The sequence below is a fragment of the Pseudomonas sp. Lb2C2 genome (assembly GCF_052112205.1).
GTDB classification, from domain to species: domain Bacteria; phylum Pseudomonadota; class Gammaproteobacteria; order Pseudomonadales; family Pseudomonadaceae; genus Aquipseudomonas; species Aquipseudomonas kilonensis.
The window spans coordinates 105,529-121,668 of sequence record NZ_JAUTYW010000005.1 but is presented as its reverse complement, the minus strand read 5'-3'; the positions used below and the strand labels follow the sequence as shown (position 1 = coordinate 121,668).

Annotated in this window: 16 protein-coding genes and 1 riboswitch; of the genes, 11 read left to right on the top strand and 5 right to left on the bottom strand. The window is 62.9% G+C overall.

Features of this window, described 5'->3' with window-relative positions:
* Positions 1 to 41: 41 nt before the first annotated feature.
* From Q7F16_RS15945 to purM, 3 genes are read right to left on the bottom strand one after another with little or no spacing between them, the layout of a single operon-like run.
* On the bottom strand, positions 42 to 755 hold the full coding sequence (locus tag Q7F16_RS15945) for a DUF3108 domain-containing protein (RefSeq protein ID WP_014339751.1): 714 nt from the start codon (positions 753 to 755) through the stop codon (positions 42 to 44).
* 8 nt (positions 756 to 763) lie between these two features.
* Positions 764 to 1,414, bottom strand: coding sequence for a phosphoribosylglycinamide formyltransferase (purN, locus tag Q7F16_RS15940; RefSeq protein WP_014339750.1), 651 nt, complete (start codon positions 1,412 to 1,414; stop codon positions 764 to 766).
* Complete coding sequence (gene purM, locus Q7F16_RS15935) at positions 1,414 to 2,472, bottom strand: phosphoribosylformylglycinamidine cyclo-ligase (protein WP_409557016.1); 1,059 nt, start codon at positions 2,470 to 2,472, stop codon at positions 1,414 to 1,416. Before purM ends, purN begins: the two co-directional genes overlap by 1 nt.
* Before the next feature lie 364 nt (positions 2,473 to 2,836).
* Here purM and Q7F16_RS15930 point away from each other — a divergent pair, with 364 nt between their 5' ends.
* From Q7F16_RS15930 to Q7F16_RS15910, 5 genes are all read left to right on the top strand, one after another.
* Entirely contained in the window at positions 2,837 to 3,895 is a 1,059-nt protein-coding gene (locus Q7F16_RS15930; protein WP_409557017.1) for a DUF2066 domain-containing protein, read from the top strand.
* Between the two features lie 32 nt (positions 3,896 to 3,927).
* Positions 3,928 to 5,001 (top strand): AI-2E family transporter, encoded by a 1,074-nt coding sequence (locus Q7F16_RS15925; RefSeq protein WP_409557018.1) that lies wholly within the window; start codon positions 3,928 to 3,930, stop codon positions 4,999 to 5,001.
* A gap of 169 nt (positions 5,002 to 5,170) precedes the next feature.
* The gene (gene hda, locus Q7F16_RS15920; protein ID WP_003178999.1) at positions 5,171 to 5,875 is read left to right on the top strand and encodes a DnaA regulatory inactivator Hda; all 705 of its coding nucleotides are present in this window, start codon (positions 5,171 to 5,173) and stop codon (positions 5,873 to 5,875) included.
* Positions 5,876 to 6,087: 212 nt separating this feature from the next.
* Positions 6,088 to 6,714 (top strand): C40 family peptidase, encoded by a 627-nt coding sequence (locus Q7F16_RS15915; protein WP_046062515.1) that lies wholly within the window; start codon positions 6,088 to 6,090, stop codon positions 6,712 to 6,714.
* A 165-nt stretch (positions 6,715 to 6,879) separates the two neighbouring features.
* Positions 6,880 to 7,413, top strand: coding sequence for a C40 family peptidase (locus Q7F16_RS15910; RefSeq protein ID WP_046062514.1), 534 nt, complete (start codon positions 6,880 to 6,882; stop codon positions 7,411 to 7,413).
* A 144-nt stretch (positions 7,414 to 7,557) separates the two neighbouring features.
* Here the strand turns inward: Q7F16_RS15910 and Q7F16_RS15905 are convergent, their stop codons facing one another.
* Positions 7,558 to 8,868, bottom strand: coding sequence for a PQQ-dependent sugar dehydrogenase (locus Q7F16_RS15905; protein ID WP_046062513.1), 1,311 nt, complete (start codon positions 8,866 to 8,868; stop codon positions 7,558 to 7,560).
* 140 nt (positions 8,869 to 9,008) lie between these two features.
* Positions 9,009 to 9,593: a hypothetical protein gene (locus Q7F16_RS15900; protein WP_409557019.1), complete on the bottom strand. Its 585-nt coding sequence runs from the start codon at positions 9,591 to 9,593 to the stop codon at positions 9,009 to 9,011.
* Positions 9,594 to 9,746: 153 nt separating this feature from the next.
* Positions 9,747 to 9,974: riboswitch (cobalamin riboswitch) on the top strand.
* Positions 9,975 to 10,054: 80 nt separating this feature from the next.
* On the opposite strand from Q7F16_RS15900, the gene cobO reads away from it, so the two are divergent.
* Genes cobO through Q7F16_RS15870 form a run of 6 tightly spaced genes read left to right on the top strand, consistent with a single transcriptional unit; the run spans position 10,055 to position 16,075 of the window.
* On the top strand, positions 10,055 to 10,681 hold the full coding sequence (cobO, locus tag Q7F16_RS15895; RefSeq protein WP_409557020.1) for a cob(I)yrinic acid a,c-diamide adenosyltransferase: 627 nt from the start codon (positions 10,055 to 10,057) through the stop codon (positions 10,679 to 10,681).
* Positions 10,682 to 10,692: 11 nt separating this feature from the next.
* A complete protein-coding gene (locus Q7F16_RS15890) occupies positions 10,693 to 12,090 on the top strand; it encodes a cobyrinate a,c-diamide synthase (protein WP_046062680.1) in 1,398 nt (465 codons plus the stop codon).
* On the top strand, positions 12,087 to 12,737 hold the full coding sequence (gene bluB / locus Q7F16_RS15885; RefSeq protein ID WP_409557021.1) for a 5,6-dimethylbenzimidazole synthase: 651 nt from the start codon (positions 12,087 to 12,089) through the stop codon (positions 12,735 to 12,737). Before Q7F16_RS15890 ends, bluB begins: the two co-directional genes overlap by 4 nt.
* Complete coding sequence (cbiB, locus tag Q7F16_RS15880; RefSeq protein WP_046062511.1) at positions 12,734 to 13,642, top strand: adenosylcobinamide-phosphate synthase CbiB; 909 nt, start codon at positions 12,734 to 12,736, stop codon at positions 13,640 to 13,642. Before bluB ends, cbiB begins: the two co-directional genes overlap by 4 nt.
* Positions 13,635 to 14,627 carry a threonine-phosphate decarboxylase CobD gene (gene cobD / locus Q7F16_RS15875; protein ID WP_409557022.1) on the top strand — a complete coding sequence of 331 codons (993 nt, stop codon included), beginning with the start codon at positions 13,635 to 13,637 and terminating at the stop codon, positions 14,625 to 14,627. Before cbiB ends, cobD begins: the two co-directional genes overlap by 8 nt.
* The gene (locus Q7F16_RS15870; RefSeq protein ID WP_409557023.1) at positions 14,624 to 16,075 is read left to right on the top strand and encodes a cobyric acid synthase; all 1,452 of its coding nucleotides are present in this window, start codon (positions 14,624 to 14,626) and stop codon (positions 16,073 to 16,075) included. Before cobD ends, Q7F16_RS15870 begins: the two co-directional genes overlap by 4 nt.
* Positions 16,076 to 16,140 lie beyond the last annotated feature (65 nt).

Sequence of the window (16,140 nt, the reverse complement as noted above, 5' to 3'; positions counted from 1 at the left end):
AAAAGCCCCGCATCGGCGGGGCTTCTTGTTGTCGGCGTCGATCAGCTGCCTTTCACAGCCTTGCCGTTGACCGTGCCGTCCAGGAGCATGATGTTGTACTCCTTGCCGTCGGTCTCGACCTGTTGCAGGCGTACAAGCAGGTAATCCCAGTCCTTGGCGAACCAGAGCACGGTGATGCGCTTGCTTTGCGTCGGGTCGCGCACGCGCTCGACCTTGATGGCGTCGATCTGGCCGGCCTTGGTGTCGACTTTTTCCGAACCCAGCACGCGGAAGTCATAGGTATCGACTTCGCCATCATCGACGACCTGATAGCTCATGCTTTTCTTGCCGGCCGCCACGTCGTGTTGCAGGGCCAGTTGATAGGTGGATTTATCGACCATGCCACGGTTGAGCGGCAGCTTGACCGCGTCGCCGCGATCGGTGCCGGTGACCATCTTGGTGTTCCAGTCGAAGTCCAGGTCGGCCTTCTTGGCTTTGCCCAGGCCACCGCGTTCGAAGTGGTAGGACTGTGGCAGCAGCGTGTCCTTGTCCAGGGTCAGGGTGCTTTCTTCGGTCAGGCTGGCGATCATCATCGAAGCCTTGAAGCTCAGCTTCCAGGTGCCGTTGGCTTCCTTGGTCAGGCTGCGCTCGGCAGTGCCGCTCATGGGCAACTGTTTCCAGTCGGCGGTGTAGCTGGCGGAGAACGGTTGTAGTTCTGCGGCCTGTGCCAGGGGCAAGGCGAGCAGAGCGCAAGCGAAGAGCAGGGCGCGACGCATAAAATCTCCTAGTATCGAATCAAATGGCCGCTGGCGGCGAGCAACTGGCCGTCCAGTGAGGCACCGCGATCGTCGAGGGTCAGCCTTCCTTCGGCAAACCAACGCACGGCCATCGGGTAGATCTGGTGCTCGCGGGCGTGAACCCGTTGCGCCAGGCTTTGCGGCGTGTCGTGCAACTCTACCGGTATTACTGCCTGTACGACCAGTGGTCCGCCATCGAGTTCCTCGGTGACAAAGTGCACAGAGCAGCCGTGCTCCGTGTCTCCGGCCTCCAGCGCCCGCTGGTGAGTGTGTAACCCTTTGTATTTGGGCAGCAGCGAGGGATGGATATTGAACAGGCGGCCCTGGTAGTGACGCACGAAGCCAGCGCTGAGGATGCGCATGAAGCCAGCGAGTACCACCAGTTGCGGATTGAAGGTGTCGATCTGTTCGATCAGCGCAGCGTCGAAGGCTTCGCGGCCCTCGAACGCCTTGTGATCCAGGACACGGGTGTCGATCCCCGCCTCCTTGGCGCGTTGCAGGCCGTAGGCATCGGCGCGGTTGGAAATCACCGCGCGGATACGGACCGGGCTGTCGCCGGTCCGCGTGCTGTCGATCAAGGCCTGCAAGTTACTGCCGGTGCCGGACAGCAGCACCACCACGTCACAGGTTGCGGACATCAGTGCGCCTTAAGGTTTTTCAGCTCGACCTGTGCAGCGCCTTCGGCCGCGGTGGCGATCTGACCGATGACCCAAGGCTGCTCGCCGGCTTCACGCAGTACGTTCAGGGCCGTCTCGACGTGCTCCTGGGCCACGCAGATGACCATGCCCACGCCGCAGTTCAGCACGCGGTGCATTTCGGTTTCATCGACGTTGCCTTTCTCTTGCAGCCAGTCGAACACCGCCGGGCGGGTCCAGCTCGCCACGTCGACCACGGCCTGGGCACCTTTTGGCAGCACGCGCGGGATGTTGTCCAGCAGGCCACCACCGGTGATGTGGGCCATGGCCTTGACGGCGCCGGTGTCCTTGATCAGCTTGAGCAGCGGCTTGACGTAGATGCGGGTCGGGGCCATCAGCAGGTCGGCCAGTGGCTTGCCGTCGAGCTGGGTGTTTTCGATGTCGGCACCCGAGACTTCGATGATCTTGCGGATCAGCGAGTAGCCATTGGAGTGCGGGCCGGAGGACGGCAGGGCGAGCAGGGCATCACCAGCGGCGACTTTCGAGCCGTCGATGATCTCGGTCTTTTCCACGACGCCGACGCAGAAGCCGGCCAGGTCGTAGTCTTCGCCTTCGTACATGCCAGGCATTTCAGCGGTTTCGCCGCCGACCAGGGAGCAGCCGGACAGCTCACAGCCGGCGCCGATGCCGGTCACGACCTGGGCGGCGGTGTCGACGTTGAGCTTGCCGGTGGCGTAGTAGTCGAGGAAGAACAGCGGCTCGGCGCCGCAGACCACCAGGTCGTTCACGCACATGGCCACCAGGTCGATGCCGATGCTGTCGTGCTTGTTCAGGTTCAGGGCCAGGCGCAGCTTGGTGCCGACGCCGTCGGTGCCCGAGACCAGGACCGGTTGCTTGTAGCCGGCCGGGATCTCGCAGAGGGCGCCGAAACCGCCCAGGCCGCCCATGACTTCCGGACGCGCAGTGCGCTTGGCGACGCTCTTGATGCGTTCGACCAATGCTTCACCGGCGTCGATGTCTACACCGGCGTCCTTGTAGCTCAGGGAGGGTTGCTTGCTCATGATCCAGGCCTTTAGGGGGGATTTCTGGGTAACGACCGACGCCGGGGCCATTGAATAACCGTTGTACGAATTATTCCGGGAGCCCAGCCATTGCCGGTCTGCGAAGGCGCGCGATTTTATCAGGCTTGAGGGGCAGCGGCCATCCTCGCGCCGACGGGCAGGGACATATCCACGGAAAAAAACCGATATTTCTTATATTGGTACTGCGTAGCGCGTCTGTATAAGGTGTAGCGGTAACCGGTTATGGTGATGACAGTGCGAAACTTCCACCGGGCGTGTGAATGTTTTGCCGGGTGCTGTGGTCACAGCCATGCTCAATCTTCTTCACACGGCCTGTTCCAGCCGTTATGTCCGGGAATCTTCCATGCGTTTGTTCAAATTCTTGTCTGTGGGCTGCTTGTCGCTGATCAGCCTGGCGAGTCATGCCGAAACCGTCAATGGCCTCTACCAAGTGCTCGAACCGGTCGCCAGCCAGACCCCGGAGGAGCGCAACCAGGCGACGCTGCGTGCCCTGGATACGCTGGTGCTGCGCCTGACCGGCGACGCCAAGGCGGCCCAGAATCCTGGTCTGGCAGCGATCCGCCAGGACCCGCAACAGATCATTCTTCAATATGGCTACGACGCTGGTCCACCGGAAAGCCTCAAGGTGGACTTCGACCCGGCGAGCACCGACCGGGCATTGCGTTCGGCAGGCTTGTCGCTGTGGAGCGCGAACCGGCCATCGATCCTCGGCTGGTGGCTGAACGACTCGGCCGAAGGCTCCAGTCTGGTGGGCGATGGCCAGGCCAGCGCCACGCCACTGCGGCGCGCCGCGCAGCATCGGGGCCTGGCCCTGCACCTGCCGCTGGCGGATTTGAGCGAGCAGATCGTTGCCACCGCACCGAACCTGGAAGGCAGCGACCCGGCGCCTTTGCGCGATGCCTCGGAGCGCTACGCGACAGACGCCTTGCTGGCAGTCCACGCCAAGGAAGAGGGCGGGCAGTGGCACGGCACCTGGCGCCTGTGGCTGGGGGATCAGCGCGAGCAGGGCTCTGCCCAGGGCGCCGATCCGGCGGCCCTGGCCGATGCGGTGATGCTCGCGGTGAATCAACGTCTGGCGCCGCGCTTCGTCGCCAAGCCGGGCGTGGCCACCGAGCAACTGCTGGAAGTGCAGGGCATGAACCTGGAGCGCTACGCGGAGCTGGGGCGTCTGCTCGAACCGTTCGGTGGGCAACTGCAGCAGGTTGAAGGGGACCGGATCGTCTATCGGGTCAAGGGCAGTTCCGAACAACTGAAGGCACAGTTGGCCTTGGCTAAACTGCAGGAAATTCCACCCGGCGAGGCTGTCGCGCCAGTGCCGGTGGCAACGCCCGCCGCCGATGGCTCGGCCCCGGTTGCAGCACCTGTGCCTGCGCCGGCAGCCAATCTGCGGTTCCGCTGGTAGGTTTTCTTTCTTTATATAGCTAGGAGTGGTTCATGGGCGATACGCGGCGTTGGTTCTGGTTGGGCGGGGTTGCCCTGCTGATTGCGCTTATCTATTTGCTGCATCCGATCCTTACGCCGTTCCTGGTTGCCTTGCTGTTGGCCTACCTGTTCGATCCGGTGGTGGATCGCCTGGAAAAACTCGGCCTGTCGCGAACCTGGGGCGTGGTGGCGGTGTTTGCGCTGTTCACCTTGATTGTGAACGCGCTGCTGCTGGTGCTGATCCCGATGCTCGCCAAGCAACTGGTGCGCCTGTACGAATTGGCGCCGCAGATGCTCGATTGGTTGCAGCACAGCGCGGTGCCGTGGGTGCAGTCGAAGCTGGGGTTGGCGGACGGTTTCTGGAAGTTCGACAAGGTCAAGGCGGCCATCAGCGAGCACATGGGCCAGACCACTGACATCGTTGGCGTGGTGTTGAGCCAGGCCACGGCCTCGGGTCTGGCGTTGATCGGTTGGTTGGCAAACCTGGTGCTGATTCCGGTGGTGGCCTTCTATCTGCTGCGGGACTGGGACTTGATGATGGCCAAGATCCGCAGCCTGCTGCCGCGTCATCGCGAAGAACGCATCATGACCCTGACCGGCGAATGCCATGAAGTGCTGGGGGCGTTCGTGCGCGGGCAACTGCTGGTGATGGTGGCCCTGGGTTTCATCTATGCGGCAGGGCTGATGTTGGTCGGGCTGGAGCTGGGGCTGTTGATCGGCTTGATCGCCGGGCTGGCGGCCATCGTGCCATACATGGGCTTTGTGATTGGGATTGGCGCGGCATTGGTCGCCGGGTTGTTCCAGTTCGGCGGCGACCTGTATCCGATGGTGGGCATCGTCGCGGTGTTCATGGTCGGCCAGGCCCTGGAAGGCATGGTGCTGACGCCGCTGCTGGTGGGCGACCGCATTGGCCTGCATCCGGTGGCGGTGATCTTTGCGATCCTGGCAGGGGGCGAATTGTTCGGCTTCACCGGGATCCTGCTGGCGCTGCCGGTGGCGGCGGTGATCATGGTGCTGGTGCGGCATATGCACGATCTGTACAAGGATTCGGACATCTACAGCGGCGTCGAAGACCCCGACCTATAGGGCAAATAACAGGCGGGGTGTCAGGGAAACTGACGCTCCGTGCCCTTGCCGCTGCAAACCTTTGATTTTGCTCGTGGTCCGGCGCATTGTGCGGTCCGCGCCACGGGTATAAACTTTGCGCACTTCACACAGAGGCCACTAACGGTTCCTTGGGAACTGTTCAGTCCGCATGAAACCGATTCAGCTGCCCCTAGGTGTGCGTCTGCGTGATGACGCCACCTTTATCAACTACTACCCAGGCGCCAATGCCGCTGCACTCGGCTATGTCGAGCGGCTTTGCGAAGCCGACGCCGGCTGGACCGAAAGCCTGATCTATCTGTGGGGCAAGGACGGGGTAGGGCGCACGCATCTGTTGCAGGCCGCATGCCTGCGGTTCGAGCAATTGGGCGAACCGGCGGTGTACCTGCCGTTGGCCGAGTTGCTCGATCGCGGCGTTGAGATCCTCGATAACCTCGAACAGTACGAACTGGTCTGCCTGGACGATCTCCAGGCCGTGGCCGGCAAGGCTGACTGGGAAGAAGCGCTGTTTCACCTGTTCAATCGGTTGCGCGACAGCGGTCGGCGCTTGCTGATCGCCGCGTCGACGTCGCCACGGGAGTTGCCGGTGAAGCTGGCGGACCTCAAGTCCCGTCTCACCCTGGCGCTGATTTTTCAGATGCGCCCGCTGTCCGACGAAGACAAGCTCCGTGCCTTGCAGTTGCGCGCTTCTCGGCGTGGCCTACACCTGACCGACGAAGTCGGGCATTTCATCCTCACCCGTGGTACCCGCAGCATGAGCGCGTTGTTCGAACTGCTCGAACGCCTCGACCAGGCCTCACTCCAGGCCCAGCGCAAACTGACTATTCCTTTTTTGAAAGAAACTCTGGGCTGGTAGAACCGTTGCAGGTAGTGGCTCTTGGCCTTCTCTGGGCGCGGCGAAACCCGCGGTCCTGCTGGGCGGCAGGCCACGTGACGTTCAAAATGGGCTTAAGCGCTTAGATGTAAACGTAAAACCGAGAAGTCACATTTGCATCGATTGAATTTGCAAATGAGGTTGATAGAAGGCATAGTCTCGCCATCTTTACTACTTCAGCCACGGTCGTGCCCATGCTAAATCGCTTCGCACCCCTCGTGCCTCTCGCACTCGTTACCCTGTTGTTTGGTTGCGCTGCCCACTCTCCAGTGACCCAGCAAGAGCAACAACCACAGGTCAAGAATACCGTTACCGCCCAGTCTTCCTCCGTTGCGTTCCAGGAAGAAATGGCCTCCGACAAAGAACTCGCCGCCTTCGCCGGCAGCAAGCCTTACCAGCTTCCAGTACTGGCTGACAGCATCCTGGAACGCGGTATGTCGTTGATCGGTACCCGCTACCGTTTTGGCGGTACCTCTGAAGCCGGCTTCGATTGCAGTGGTTTCATCGGTTATCTGTTCCGCGAAGAGGCCGGCATGAACCTGCCGCGCTCCACTCGCGAAATGATCAACGTGAACGCCCCTCTGGTCGCACGTAACCAGTTGGAGCCCGGTGACCTGCTGTTCTTCAGCACCAACGGTCGTCGCGGTCGCGTCAGTCACGCCGGTATCTACCTGGGCGACAACCAGTTCATCCATTCCAGCAGCCGCCGCAGCGGTGGCGTGCGGATCGACAGCCTGGGCGACAGCTACTGGAGCAAGACCTTCATCGAAGCCAAGCGCGCCCTCGCCATGGCCCCGACGGTGGTCACCGCTCGCAAGTAAGCACACAGTTTGTAAGGCAAACTTAAAGTCTTACTTGAAGTTTGCTGCATAGCCGCTAGAATCCTTGATCATTGATTGATGGCAATCCGCCTGCGTACTCCGCAGGCGGATTTGTTTTCATGCCCACGGCAGAAAAGCCGCATCCAGATCAGGATTGTTCTGCATATGTCGACGTCGGCCCGCCTCGCACTCATGTTCCTCGCCGCGCTGCTCAGTGCGTGCGCCAGCCGCACTCCGCCGCCTGTTCCAGTGCGGGCTCCGGTGGTCTTTGCCCCCTCGCAACCCTTTTCCCCGGTCGCCGAAGATGTGCTCTTCCGGGCGCTGGGTTTGGTGGGTACGCCTTATCGTTGGGGCGGCAACACGCCGGATTCAGGCTTCGATTGCAGTGGCTTGATTGGTTATGTGTACCGAGACGCCGCCGGTATTGCCCTGCCACGTTCCACGCGTGAAATGATCAGCATGCGGGCGCCAGAAGTGGGTAAGGACGCGTTGCAGACCGGTGACCTGGTTTTCTTCGCCACCAACGGTGGCTCCCAGGTCAGCCATGCCGGGATCTATGTCGGCGAGGGGCGCTTTGTCCATGCACCGGCTACGGGTGGTACGGTCAAGCTCGATAGTTTGTCCAAGGCCTATTGGCAGAAAGCCTACCTAGGCGCCAAGCGTGTGCTGCAGCCGGAGCATCTGGCGCGCAATCCCTGAGTTGTTGTTTTCCTGATCTGTGGGAGCAAAGCATGCTCGCGAAACAGGCGGCTCGATCTCTGAGAGACCGCATCGCCTTCATCGCGGGCAAGCCTTGCTCCCACAGGTCAGGAGTAAATCCCCTGGCCACAAGGGGGTGTCGCTTTATTTACCTGATACGCGCCAGATCTTGTTCCCCACATCATCGGCCACCAACAACCCACCCTGCTTGTCGATCACTACGCCCACTGGCCGCCCCTGGGCTTTTTCGTCGGCGTTGAGGAAGCCGGCCAGCACATCCACGGGTTGCCCCACCGGCTTGCCGCCGTTGAACGGTACGAAAATCACTTTATAACCACTGTGGGGCTTGCGGTTCCAGGAGCCGTGCTGGCCGATGAAAGCCCCTTCGGTAAACGGTGCGGGCAAGCTGCTGCCCTCGGCGAAGGTCAGGCCCAATGAGGCGGTGTGGGGGCCGACGGCGTAGTCCGGGGCGATGGCCTTGGCCACCAGGGCCGGGTTTTGTGGTTCGACCCGGACATCGACGTTCTGCCCATAGTAGCTGTAGGGCCAGCCATAAAAGGCACCGTCCTTGACCGAGGTGATGTAGTCCGGCACCAGGTCGCTGCCGATCTCATCCCGCTCGTTCACCGCTGTCCAGAGCGCGCCGCTTCGGGGTTCCCAGGCCAAGCCGTTGGGGTTGCGCAGGCCTGAGGCGAAAATGCGGTGATTGCCGCTGGCACGGTCCACTTCCCAGATGGCGGCGCGACCTTCTTCGGCCTCCATGCCGTTTTCCGCGACGTTGCTGTTCGAACCGGTGGTGACGTACAGCTTGCTGCCGTCGCGGCTGGCAATCACGTTTTTGGTCCAGTGGTGGTTGAGTGTGCCCCCGGGCAGATCAACGACCTTGGTCGGCTGCGCCTGGATTTGCGTATCACCCTCCTGGTAGGGGAAGCGGATCAGTCGATCGGTATCGGCCACGTACAGGTCATTGCCGACCAGGGTCATGCCGAATGGCGAGTTGAGGTTTTCCAGGAACACCGTACGGGTTTCGGCGATGCCGTCGTGATTGGCGTCGCGCAACAGGGTGATGCGATTCGGGCTGGGCACACCGGCACCGGCGCGGCCCATGACTTTTTTCATCACCCAGCCACGGATGCCCTTGGCGTCGTCCGGCTTGGGCGGGGCGTTGGTTTCGGCCACCAGCACATCGCCATTGGGCAGCACATAGAGCCAGCGTGGATGGTCCAGTCCTTCAGCGAACGCGCCCACTTGCAGGCCCGGGGCCGGGGTTGGCTTGGCGCCTTGCGGCCAGCCGATGGCCTCGGCGATGTTGACGGTAGGGATCAGGGTCTTGTTCGGTTCAGGCAGTTTCGGCGCTGGGCCGGTGCCGTCGGACACTTGCAAGGTGGAAGACTCGCCACAAGCGACAAGTCCTGCGGCAAGGGTGACGATCAAAAGATGGGCGGGCTTGAGCATGCTGGCTTCCCTATGAATGCATGTAGTTATTCATAGAGGAGCGTAGACGCGCGATGGTTCAACCGCGGGTAGGCCTGTCAGCCAGCCAAACAAACTTCCTGTGAGAGCCAAGCTTGGCTCTCACAGTTCCTTGCGCAGAATCAACCATGGGCCTGTTTGAACAGCACGGCGATGCCCGGGTGGTAGTGACCGGCTTCATTGCGCAACTTGCGGTAGGCGTAAGGGAAGTACCAGGCCACGGCGCAGGTGTTTTCCTTCTGCAGGTCGTCGATCATGTCCTGCAATTCTTCGGGCGTGGCGCTTTGCTGGGCTTTTTGCGGCGAGACGAACAGGCAGCCCAGCTTCAGATCGCTGGCGTAGCTGATGCGCTTGGCATCGCTGGTGGCTTCCTGTAGTGGCTGGGTCAGATTCAGATTGTTGACCTTGGGCCAGCGCTGGGTGGCCTGGATGAAGGCGCGCTCCTCGGTGCTGGCGATGAACAGGTCGGCGCTGACGTTTCGTTCGCCTTCTTCATTCTGCTTGCGGGTCGGCGCGTTCTGCAGCGTGACCATCTCGGCCATCCAGGCGGCAGCCGACAGCAAGCCGAGGTTGGCTTTTTCGTCGAACCAATAAGGCGTGTCGTTATCGCCACGCACCGCATTGTAGCGGTCGATACAGTCAAACCAGCGTTCCAGCATCGGGCGCAGGAATTCCAATTTTGGATTGCTGATGATCATGCCTTGCATGCTTTGCCCTCTTGTTCTTGTGATATCGGGTCGTAATGTCGCTTTGATATCATTTGCCGCAGAATCACACAAGATTGGCGTCATTTTATTGATCGGCGCCAATGATTGCCCCGACAGGCGGCTTTAATTGACGCTCCACCCCCAACCCTCTAACCTTCGCCGCTTGTTTCAGGTGCTCTGTGGCTGCGGTCGACAGAGTGAAACAGGGAAGCCGGTGAGTGCATACGAACCCGGCGCTGCCCCCGCAACGGTAAATGAGTCAACGCTGCGCTTTGTGGCCACACAGGCCACTCACCACTGTGTCGTATGACATGGGAAGGCGCGCAGCCAGGCACCACGCCGCTCATGAGCCCGGAGACCGGCCTGATTCATCCAACGGCATCACGGTGGGCGATGCCAGGCTTGTTGCCGTCTTTTTTTGCGCCCGCCCGCCGTTATCCAATCCCAAACGGAGGCTTCCCATGACCGACTCCCTCATCACCGACACGTCCGATCGCGACGAACGCCACCTGGCGCGCATGCTGCGCAAGAAAGCCGTGATCGACGAGCGCATCGCCAACTCGCCGAATGAATGCGGCTTGCTGCTGGTGCTGACGGGCAACGGCAAGGGCAAGAGCAGCTCGGCGTTCGGCATGCTTGCGCGGTCCATGGGCCACGGCATGCAATGCGGCGTGGTGCAGTTCATCAAGGGGCGTAACAGCACCGGTGAAGAACTGTTCTTCCGCCGCTTCCCGGAGCAGGTGCGCTTTCACGTCATGGGCGAAGGCTTCACCTGGGAAACCCAGGATCGCCAGCGCGACATCGCCGCCGCCGAAGCCGCCTGGGCGGTCTCGCGCCAGTTGCTCAGCGATCCGTCCATCGGCCTGGTGGTGCTCGACGAGTTGAACATTGCCCTCAAGTACGGTTACCTCGACCTCGATCAGGTGCTGAGCGATCTGCAGGCACGTCCACCGATGCAGCACGTGGTGGTGACTGGTCGCGGTGCCAAGCCCGAGATGATCGAACTGGCCGACACCGTGACTGAAATGGGCATGATCAAGCACGCGTTCCAGGCGGGTATCAAGGCGCAGAAAGGCGTCGAACTGTGAGCGATCCCGCCATGACCAGCCGCCATTGTCCGGCGGTGCTGATCGCCGCGCCGGCCTCGGGCCAGGGCAAGACCACCGTCACTGCGGCGCTGGCCCGGTTGCATCGCAACCAGGGACGCAAGGTGCGCGTATTCAAATGCGGCCCGGACTTTCTCGATCCGATGATCCTCGAGCGGGCCAGCGGCGCGCCGGTCTATCAATTGGACATGTGGATGGTCGGTGAGCAGGAAAGCCGGCGGCTGTTGTGGGAGGCCGCCGCCGACGCGGACCTGATCCTGATCGAAGGGGTGATGGGGCTGTTCGACGGTACCCCGTCGAGCGCCGACCTGGCGCGTCATTTTGGCGTGCCGGTGCTGGCGGTGATCGACGGCACGGCCATGGCCCAGACCTTCGGCGCGCTGGCCCTGGGCCTGGCCCGTTATCAACCGGACCTGCCGTTCGCCGGGGTCTTGGCCAACCGGGTCGGCACCTTGCGCCACGCGCAATTGCTCGAAGGCAGCCTGACCGAAGGCCTGCGCTGGTACGGCGCGCTGTCCCGGGAAACCGGCATCGAATTGCCCAGCCGTCATCTCGGGTTGGTCCAGGCCAGCGAGTTGAACGACTTGGACGCGCGCCTCGACGCTGCCGCCGAGGCCCTGGCCGGCAGTTGCGAAGTGGCGTTGCCGCCAGCGGTGGCATTCGCCGCGCCTGAGGTGATCGCTGTTGAGCCGTGGCTCGCCGGGGTGCGCATCGCTGTGGCCCGTGACGAAGCGTTTGCCTTCACCTATGGCGCCAGCCTTGATCTGCTGCGGGCCATGGGCGCGCAGTTGTGTTTCTTTTCGCCGATTCATGACAGCGAACTGCCCGAGGCGGACAGCCTTTATTTGCCTGGCGGTTATCCGGAGCTGCACCACGTTGCGCTGGCCGGGAACGCGCCAATGCTGGCAGCGATCCGTGCTCATCAGGCTGCCGACAAACCGTTGCTCGCCGAATGCGGCGGCATGTTGTATCTGCTGGACTCATTGACCGATGTCGAAGGCGTGCGCGCCGAACTGCTGGGTTTGCTGGCCGGCGATGCGCAGATGCAAAAGCGCCTGGCGGCCCTGGCGCTGCAATCGGTGGACTTGCCGGAAGGCACCCTGCGTGGGCATACCTATCATCATTCGCTGACCAGCACCGAACTTGAACCGATTGCCCGTGGCCATAGCCCCAACGGCGGGCGTGGGGCGGAAGCGGTGTTCCGGCAGGGGCGGATGACGGCGTCCTATGTGCACTTCTATTTTCCGTCCAATCCCAGAGCAATTGCCGCGTTGTTTGCGCCTGACCTTGAGGCCGCTATCGCGAGCAAGCTCGCTCCCACAGGGGACCCGGTGATCTCAAGTGCAACGCTAGCCAATGTGGGAGCGAGCTTGCTCGCGAAGAGGCCATGACCGATACCGCTTTCTCCCAGGCCGAACGCGACGCCATCTACCGCGCCATCGCCGAGCGCCGTGACATGCGCCACTTCACCGGTGGCACGGTCGAGCCGGCCTTGCTGCGCCGCCTGCTGGAAGCCGCGCACCAGGCCCCCAGCGTCGGCCTGATGCAACCGTGGCGCTTCATCCGCATCAGTGACCGCGCCTTGCGTGGGCAGATCCGCGAATTGGTGGAGCAAGAGCGCATTCGCACCGCCGAGGCCCTGGGCGAGCGCAGCGATGAATTCATGAAGCTCAAGGTCGAAGGCATCGACGACTGCGCCGAAGTGCTGGTAGCGGCGTTGATGGAGGACCGCGAGCGGCACATCTTCGGTCGGCGGACCTTGCCGGAAATGGACCTGGCCTCGCTGTCCTGCGCAATCCAGAACCTGTGGCTGGCCTCCCGGGCCGAAGGGTTGGGGATGGGCTGGGTGTCGTTGTTCGAGCCCCTGGCCCTGGCCGACCTGCTGGGCCTGCCCGCCGGGGCCAAGCCGCTGGCGATCCTCTGCCTGGGCCCGGTCGAGGGTTTTTACCCGGCGCCGATGCTCGCCCTGGAAGGGTGGGCGCAACCGCGTCCGCTCAATGAACTGCTGTATGAAAACCATTGGGGAGTGAGCCCATGAGTGTGGCCTTGCTCAGTGCCGCCGCAGTGGCGCTGGATGCGCTGCTGGGCGAGCCCCGGCGCTGGCATCCGCTGGTGGCGTTCGGCGGTTTTGCCGATCGCATCGAACAGCGCTTCAATTCCGGCGGACGCGGTTGGCGCAGCCATGGGGTGACGGCGTGGCTCATCGCCGTGGTGCCGTTGACCTTGCTCGCCACGGCCCTTTCGTGGGCGCCGATGGTGGGCTGGCTGGTGGAGATCCTGGCGCTGTACTGTGCCCTCGGCCTGCGTAGCCTCGGTGAACATGTCGAACCGGTGGCGCGGGCGTTGCGCAGCGGTGATCTGGACGAGGCGCGCAAGCGTGTCGGCTATCTGGTCAGCCGCGAAACGGCTGAACTGGATGAAACCGCCGTGGCCCGCGCCGCCACCGAATCGGTGCTGGAAAATGGCAGCGACGCGGTGTTCGCCGCGTTGTTCTGGTTCGCCGTGGCCGGTGCGCCGGGGGTGGTGTTGTACCGCCTGAGCAATACCCTCGACGCCATGTGGGGCTATCGCAACGAACGTTTCGAGCGCTTCGGTTGGGCGGCGGCAAAAATCGACGATGTGCTCAACTACATTCCGGCGCGCCTGGTGGCATTGACCTACGCGCTGCTCGGCAAAACCCGCCTGGCGCTCAAGTGCTGGCGCACCCAGGGTCCGACCTGGGACAGCCCCAACGCCGGACCAGTGATGGCCGCCGGTGCCGGAGCGCTGGGTGTCGAGCTGGGCGGGGCGGCGATTTATCACGGCGAACTGCATCAACGTCCAGCGCTGGGCGAAGGCGTGCCGGCGAGTGCCGACGCCATTGATCGCGGCTGGCAATTGGTCCAGCGCGGCGTATGGTTATGGCTGCTGATTCTCTGCCTGGGAGCTGAGTTTTATGCTTGAGCACGGTGGTCGCTTGCGCAACGCAGCCCGGCAATACGGCATTGCCGAAGCGGATTGGCTCGACTTGTCCAGCGGCCTCGCGCCTTGGCCGTTCGAAGTCCCGGTGATTCCCCTGCGGGCCTGGGCGCGCCTGCCGGAAACCGATGACGGCTTGGAACAGGCCGCCTGCGATTACTACGGTGCGTTGAACGTGCTGCCAGTGGCCGGTTCGCAGATGGCCATCCAGCTGTTGCCGCGCCTGCGTCGGGCCGGCAAGGTCGGCGTCTTGTCGCCCTGTTATGCCGAGCACGCCGAAGCCTGGCGCCGCAGCGGCTACATCGTGCGCGAAGTGCTGGAGTCGGAGGTGGATTTCTTTCTCGACAGCCTCGACGTGCTGGTGGTGGTCAATCCGAACAATCCCACGGGCCTGAGCCTGACGCCCGAGCGCTTGCTGGACTGGCATGCGCGCCTGGCCCAGCGCGGTGGCTGGCTGGTAGTGGATGAAGCCTTCATGGACGTCACGCCGGCGCTGAGCCTGGCGGCGCACACCCATCAGGTCGGGTTGATCGTGCTGCGCTCGTTCGGCAAGTTCTTTGGCCTGGCCGGAGTTCGCCTGGGGTTTGTATTGGCCGAGCGCCGCTTGCTCAAGTTGCTCGCCGAACAGGTCGGGCCGTGGGTCGTCAGCGGGCCGACCCGGGTGCTGGGCCAGGCGTGCCTGCTGGACACCGACGCCCACGCCCGTCAGCGCCAACGCTGCGAAGCCACCAGCCAACACCTGTCGCTGATGCTCGAACGCCACGGCTTCAAGCCGCAGGGCGGCTGCGGGTTGTTCCAATGGCTGGTCACCGAACATGCCCTGGGGCTTCATGAATTCATGGCCTATCGCGGCATTCTCCTGCGCTTGTTTACCAACACCAGCAGCCTGCGCTTCGGACTGCCAGCCGACGACAGCGAATTCCTGCGCCTCGAACAGGCTTTAGAGACCTACGCCAAGGACACCCGATGACCACAGTGATGGTGCAGGGCACCACGTCCGATGCCGGTAAAAGTACCTTGGTCACGGCTTTATGCCGCTGGGTCCGACGCCAGGGTGTAAGCGTGGTGCCGTTCAAGCCGCAGAACATGGCCCTCAACAGCGCCGTGACGGCCGACGGCGGCGAAATCGGCCGCGCCCAGGCGGTGCAGGCCCAGGCGGCGGGACTGGAACCGCACACCGACATGAACCCGGTGCTGCTCAAGCCCAACAGCGACACCGGCGCCCAGGTGATTATCCATGGCCGTGCCGTGACCACCATGAATGCCGTGGCCTATCACGATTACAAAGCCATCGCGATGCAAGCCGTGCTGGCCTCCCACGCGCGCTTGAGCGCGGCCTATCCGGTGGTGATGGTGGAGGGCGCCGGCTCGCCGGCCGAGATCAACCTGCGTGCCGGCGACATTGCCAACATGGGTTTTGCCGAGGCGGTGGATTGCCCGGTGCTGCTGATCGCCGATATCAATCGTGGCGGGGTGTTCGCTCATCTGGTCGGTACTCTGGAGCTGCTGTCGCCCAGCGAACAGGCGCGGGTCAAGGGCTTCATCATCAACCGTTTTCGCGGCGACATCGCCTTGCTGCAACCGGGCCTGGACTGGCTGGAAGCGCGCACCGGCAAACCGGTGATCGGCGTGTTGCCATACGTGATGGACCTGCACCTGGAAGCCGAGGACGGCCTCGACCAGCGCCAAACCGACAAGGCTGAACAGGTGCTCAAGGTGGTGGTGCCGGTGTTGCCGCGCATCAGCAACCATACCGATTTCGATCCACTGCGCCTGCACCCGCAGGTCGACTTGCAATTCATCGGCCCCGGCCAGCCCATCCCGCCGGCTGACCTGATCATCCTGCCCGGTTCGAAAAGCGTGCGCAGCGACCTGGCCTACCTGCGCGCCAACGGTTGGGCAACGGCGATCAATCGCCACCTGCGCTACGGCGGCAAATTGCTGGGCATCTGCGGCGGTTTGCAGATGCTCGGCCAGCAGGTCCACGACCCGTTGGGGCTCGAAGGCGCGGCCGGTTCCAGTGCCGGGCTGGGCTTGTTGGATTTTGAAACGACGCTGGAGCACGAGAAGCAATTGCGCAATGTGCGCGGGCGATTGGCCTTGGAAGAGGCTGAGGTCAGCGGCTATGAGATCCACGCGGGCGTGACCACCGGCCCAGCCCTGGAAAACGCGGCGGTGCATCTGCAGGATGGCCGTTGCGACGGTGCCCAGAGTCTCGACGGGCAGGTGTTCGGCACCTACCTGCATGGGCTCTTTGAATCACCGGCGGCCAGTAGCGCGTTGTTGCGCTGGGCCGGGTTGCAGAATGTGCAGGCGGTGGATTACCACGGGTTGCGCGAGCGGGACATCGAGCGGCTGGCGGATCTGGTGGAACAGCATTTGGATACTCGGTTGTTGCGTGAACTCTGTGGGATTTGAGGTGGCTGTACCGACCCTTTCGCGAGCAAGCTCGCTCCCACATTGGATCTCTGATGATCACCGAA